This window comes from Stenotrophomonas sp. P5_B8, from assembly GCF_054049855.1.
The window spans coordinates 1-2,836 of the sequence record NZ_JBFULO010000463.1; the positions used below are offsets into that span (position 1 = coordinate 1).

Here is a 2,836-nt window from a genome sequence, read left to right on the forward strand (position 1 = left end):
GGTCAGGGTGCTGTTGACCACGCTGGCCGAGACCATCGCGCTGCCACCGGGCAGCCACAGGTTCGGATGGTCATGTGCGCGGCAATCGCCATCGACCACCGAGTCGCGCGGATCGGCGCCCATGATGGTCGATCCCATGATGTGGTTGTTCGCATTGAGCGAGGTGGTGATGACGAACTCTTCGGCGTTGAACAGCGTGCCGATGTGTCGCAGCTGTTCGCAGGACTTGTCGTAACCCTTGCGTGCGTAATCGCCCAGCGAGTAATGGATGTCCGGGCAGGCCAGGCCGTGGCCATCCACGCGGGTGGTGGAGAGGGTCAGGCGGTTGGTCGGATCCGGCAGGGGTTCCAGGCTGATCGACAGGTCCACGCCGTAGATCGCGCGGCGGCGGATTTCCGCGTCCAGCGCGTCACCGGTCAACCCCATCTTCAGCGCCTGATCGGTGGCGACGGGCACGCGGCTGATGTTGTTGAGGATGATCTTGGTGGCCGAGTACTGCGACCGGAACGCGCCGTCGCGCGGCCCGACCATGCAGCTGGACTGCGCCGGCCCCCGGCCCAGCCAGATCGGCCGATCGGCGATGAACGAGCAGTGGAAGCCGGAGTGATCCAGCATGTTGCGCCCGACCTGATCGGACGAATTGGCGATCCCGTTCGGGTTCTGTTCGTTGGCCGCGAGCAGCAGCAGGCGCGGGGTTTCCAGCGCGTTGCAGGCGATCACGAAGCTGCGCCCGGTGGCCTTGTGGCTGACCTTGTCGCTGTCATACCAATGGATGGCCGTCACCCGGTTCTGCGCATCGGTGTCGATCCTGTAGGCCACCGATTCGTCCAGCACCTTGGCGCCCAGGGCCTCGGCGGCCTGGACCGTGTGGACGCCGTTGTACATGGCCCCGATCGGGCAGATCGGCTGGCAGTTGTTGTTGCCGCAGCAGGCAGGCCGGTCATTCCACGGCTTGATCATGCGCCCCTGCGGAATCGGCACCAGGTTGTAGCCGTGCGGATTGACCACCTCGGCAAATACCTTGTCGCCGTTGCCCCACGGAATCATGTCGGCCAGGTAGGGCTTGGAGCGCTCGGACGGGCTCTGCTGGGCCGGGTCGTTCGGTCCGGACACGCCCATGGCTTCTTCGGCGCGGCAGTAGTACGGCTCGATGTCTTCGTAGCTGATCGGCCAGTCGCGACCGACGCCGTAGGCGGTCTGCATCTTGAAGTCCACCGGCAGGTGCCGCCAGCACGACGCGGCCCAGTGCCAGGTCGTGCCGCCCACGGCCTTGATGAAGCCCTGGTGGAAGCTGCTGGCATCGGGGCCGGTCAGGCCGACGTAATCGTTGGCCGGAAAGTACAGCGGCGCGGTGGCGAACTTCGATTGCGGGTACGGCCCCTGGAAATCGCTACCGATGCGTCGCTCGAAGCTGGCGTTGCGCCAGTTCTCGACGACGTCGGAACGGTTCAAGCGAGGGCCGGCCTCCAGGATCAGCACGGATTTGCCAGCGCGGACCAGCTGGTGGGCGATCAATGCGCCAACGACGCCAGAACCGACGATCACGACGTCGGCATCGACGTCGCCATCACGGAAAACCGGAGCTTTCATGAGGGGTATCCAGATCAATTGCAGGAAAAGAAGATGACCGCGCAGGTGTCAGGCGCGTGCTCGGATCGGTGCGGGCGGCTCGGCGGTCCACCATGCGGGCCCGCCCTGGGCGTAGGTCGCCGGGAACAGGCCATCCTCGGCAGGGCGCTGCATCAGCGCATCGCGATAGGACACGGTGACGGCATGGACGCCTTTACCCACGGTGCCGGTGTACCAGGCGGTGATGATCGCCAGCGCCGCCGGCCTCGCGTCGCCGGCCGCAGCCAGCAGTGCCTGCGCCCCACCCGTCCGGGTCGCCAGCGCGATAAGCGCGGGAAACCGGGCATGGACGTCGGGCTGCAGCGTGGCAAATGCCTTTTCGATCCGGTCAGCGGTGGCTGGGTCCAGGTCGCGCTTGTCGGTGAGGGCTTCGGACAGCCGGAGGAAGGCGGCATTGGCGTCGGTGGCGGGCGCAGCATCGGGTGCGGTACTCACCGCCGTCGCAGGCATTTTCCCGTGGCAGGCCGCAAGCAGCGAAGCCGAACCCATGGCCAGAAGGAAGTGCCGTCGCGTCAGGCCCCGTGCCTGTCGACCTGCTTCCAGTCCCTCGGGAATACGCATGTTGTGGACTCCGTGCTCCGTGACGTGCTCGGCTCCCGACCCGTACATCACGGGACGGACGAGCGCCGACGCGGCATACCTTAYAGCATGTGACTGTCGTCACGGAGTGATCGAGACGGCGTTCACGGACCGCCGACGGTCCCGTGGCTACAACTCGGGGTCTGATCATTACTGGAGACGGGCCATGCGAATCGCGGTGTTGAGTGCCGTCGCCCTGCTGACATTGTCGGCCTGCAGCAAACCCGAGCGGACCGATCAAGGCCAGCACGCCGACGCCATCGAACAGCCGGCCCCTGCGCCTGCCCCTGCCGCAGGCAACACGGCCGCACGCAACGTGCCCGGTGGCGGAAGTGGTACTGCCGCGTCCGCACAGCAGGACTCCGGCGCCGCGTCTGACGCGGCACCGCCGCCGCCCAAGCGGTAGGGCTCACCTGCTGCCGTGTGCGCCGTTACGCGGTATCGCGTGCCAGCATGGGTTCCAACGGCGCTGCAGTGGAACCATTGAAGCAAAGCTCTGCGACCAGCAGGTTTGGAACCCAGCATAGCCATGCGATCACCGGGTAGGCGAAGTCAAAGGGGATCCCGGCGACCATCGAAGACGGAAGGTAGATGCGCAATGTCACGGCGGCCAGCGTCAGGGCGACAT

The 2,836-nt window shown here is 66.2% G+C and carries 3 protein-coding genes; all 3 read right to left on the bottom strand.

What is annotated here, in order from left to right:
- Positions 1–1,590: GMC family oxidoreductase (locus ACXJKH_RS18070; protein ID WP_457321399.1), on the bottom strand; the 1,590-nt coding region annotated here is incomplete at its 3' end.
- A 48-nt stretch (positions 1,591–1,638) separates the two neighbouring features.
- Positions 1,639–2,190 (bottom strand): sugar dehydrogenase complex small subunit, encoded by a 552-nt coding sequence (locus ACXJKH_RS18075; protein WP_457321401.1) that lies wholly within the window; start codon positions 2,188–2,190, stop codon positions 1,639–1,641.
- A gap of 449 nt (positions 2,191–2,639) precedes the next feature.
- Positions 2,640–2,836, bottom strand: a 197-nt coding sequence (locus tag ACXJKH_RS18080) for a DUF2306 domain-containing protein (RefSeq protein ID WP_457321403.1), incomplete at its 5' end; no start/stop codon positions are given.